This window comes from Streptomyces sp. NRRL S-340, assembly GCF_000720185.1.
In the GTDB taxonomy this organism is placed as follows: domain Bacteria; phylum Actinomycetota; class Actinomycetes; order Streptomycetales; family Streptomycetaceae; genus Streptomyces.
The window spans coordinates 1-219 of the sequence record NZ_JOIY01000148.1 but is presented as its reverse complement, the minus strand read 5'-3'; the positions used below and the strand labels follow the sequence as shown (position 1 = coordinate 219).

Genomic DNA, 219 nt, shown 5'->3' with positions numbered 1-219 from the left:
TTCGCGGGCGCGGTGCACGAAGTGGTCGAAGTCGTCCAGGGTGCCCAGGGCGGGGTGGACGGTGTCGTGGCCGCCCTCGGGGGAGCCGATCGCCCAGGGCACGCCGACGTCGTCGGGGGCGGCGGTGAGGGTGTTGTTGCGGCCTTTGCGGTGGGTGGTGCCGATGGGGTGGACCGGGGGGAGGTAGACGACGTCGAAGCCCATGGCGGCGATGGCGGG

At 73.5% G+C, this 219-nt stretch carries 1 pseudogene; it reads right to left on the bottom strand.

The features are described 5' to 3' along the window. Positions 1–219: pseudogene (locus tag IG64_RS37345) on the bottom strand (alpha-1,4-glucan--maltose-1-phosphate maltosyltransferase); the annotation flags it as partial.